This is a genomic window from Escherichia sp. MOD1-EC6842 (assembly GCF_002965705.1).
Classification (GTDB): Bacteria; Pseudomonadota; Gammaproteobacteria; order Enterobacterales; family Enterobacteriaceae; genus Escherichia; species Escherichia ruysiae.
On the sequence record NZ_PTRF01000049.1, the window covers coordinates 1 to 2,015 of the forward strand.

General features: G+C 47.3%; 3 protein-coding genes. All 3 read left to right on the forward strand.

Features of this window, described 5'->3' with window-relative positions:
* The first annotated feature begins 488 nt into the window (after window positions 1–488).
* Genes ccdA through A7Z29_RS23015 form a run of 3 tightly spaced genes read left to right on the forward strand, consistent with a single transcriptional unit; the run spans window position 489 to window position 1,821 of the window.
* Window positions 489–707 (forward strand): type II toxin-antitoxin system antitoxin CcdA, encoded by a 219-nt coding sequence (ccdA, locus tag A7Z29_RS23005; protein ID WP_000813634.1) that lies wholly within the window; start codon window positions 489–491, stop codon window positions 705–707.
* A gap of 1 nt (window position 708) precedes the next feature.
* Window positions 709–1,014 (forward strand): type II toxin-antitoxin system toxin CcdB, encoded by a 306-nt coding sequence (ccdB, locus tag A7Z29_RS23010; RefSeq protein ID WP_105290904.1) that lies wholly within the window; start codon window positions 709–711, stop codon window positions 1,012–1,014.
* Complete coding sequence (locus tag A7Z29_RS23015) at window positions 1,015–1,821, forward strand: site-specific integrase (protein WP_105290905.1); 807 nt, start codon at window positions 1,015–1,017, stop codon at window positions 1,819–1,821.
* Window positions 1,822–2,015: the final 194 nt, after the last annotated feature.

Below are 2,015 nucleotides of genomic sequence, written 5' to 3' on the forward strand. Positions count from 1 at the left end.
TTTAATGTGTTTTTCGCAAAAATACTAATAAATTAATGCTATTTTTTACATTAATATCTCTTTCTCATCTGAAAGATCCGGTTTCTGGTGGTTACGGATCTTCCTCTTCTCCCTCACTGCATCATAGCTCGTAAACACAATATGTAGTGTTATTTCACTATTGCCTACCATTAATGCTGTGTTTCCCCCGTGTTCGTGAGCCGGTCATTAGCGGCAGAAAGGATCACTTTGCTTATTCACTGATCGTGATTCATTTCCGAAAAATAGTAAATATGATAAAAATCGGATCATAGCAAAACAGTTGTTCTGTAATTTAATGCGGTTACTACATTGTTGGTTATTATTGTTGTGATAATTTTTTAAGTCAGTGATTGATGAAAATATTAATAATAGCCAGATAATAATATTCCAATATCTGATGCACATTATAGCATAATACTGGTGTATACTTGGTTTGTGTATAGTGAGTATGTAATATGAGGTGTATTATGAAGCAGCGCATTACAGTCACCGTCGACAGTGACAGCTATCAGTTGCTCAAAGCATATGATGTCAATATCTCCGGTCTGGTAAGCACAACCATGCAGAATGAAGCCCGTCGTCTGCGTGCCGAACGCTGGAAAGCGGAAAATCAGGAAGGGATGGCAGAGGTCGCCCGGTTTATTGAAATGAACGGCTCTTTTGCCGACGAGAACAGGGACTGGTGAAATGCAGTTTAAGGTTTACACCTATAAAAGAGAGAGCCGTTATCGTCTGTTTGTGGATGTCCAGAGTGACATTATTGACACGCCCGGGCGACGGATGGTGATCCCCCTGGCCAGTGCCCGCCTGCTGTCAGATAAAGTCTCCCGTGAACTTTACCCGATGGTGCATGTCGGGGATGAAAGCTGGCGCATGATGACTACCGATATGGCCAGTGTGCCGGTCTCCGTTATCGGGGAAGAAGTGGCTGATCTCAGCCACCGGGAAAATGAAATCAAAAACGCCATTAACCTGATGTTCTGGGGAATATAAATGTCAGGCTCCGTTATACACAGTCAGTCTGCAGCCATAGTACCTGCAGTGTATTCTGCCGTACAGTCAGCACAACTTCCTGTTGTCATTGATTATCCGGCAGCTCTGGCACTTCGCCAGATGTCGATGGTTCATGATGAACTGCCGAAATATCTGCTGGCTCCCGAGGTGAGTGCCCTGCTCCATTACGTCCCGGATCTGCGTCGCAAGATGTTGCTGGCCACTCTGTGGAACACCGGCGCGCGTATTAATGAAGCACTGGCGCTGACGCGGGGGGATTTTTCGCTCGCGCCTCCGTATCCGTTTGTGCAGCTTGCGACCCTGAAACAACGGACCGAAAAGGCCGCCAGGACGGCAGGAAGAACGCCAGCCGGCCAGCAGACTCACCGGCTGGTTCCACTCTCCGACACCTGGTACGTCAGTCAGCTGCAGACGATGGTGGCAACACTGAAAATTCCTCTGGAACGGCGTAATAAACGAACAGGCAGGACAGAGAAAGCGCGGATCTGGGAAGTGACGGACAGAACGGTCAGGACCTGGATTGGGGAAGCGGTTGCCGCCGCTGCTGCTGACGGTGTGACGTTCTCTGTCCCGGTCACACCACATACGTTCCGCCATTCATATGCGATGCACATGCTGTATGCCGGTATACCGCTGAAAGTTCTGCAAAGCCTGATGGGACATAAGTCCATCAGTTCAACAGAAGTCTACACGAAGGTTTTTGCGCTGGATGTGGCTGCCCGGCACCGGATACAGTTTTCGATGCCGGAATCTGATGCGGTTGCGATGCTGAAACAATTATCCTGAAAATAAATGCTCTGGCCTGTATGTGGAACTGAGTGGATATGCTGTTTTTTGTCTGTTAAACACAGACGCTGGCTGTTATCCACTGAGAAGCGAATGAGACAGTCGGGAAAATCTCCCATAATTTCTCATTATCGTAGAGATCCACATTATTAATCTCAGGAGCCTGTAACTGTTTTTCGCCCATAAATTAACAT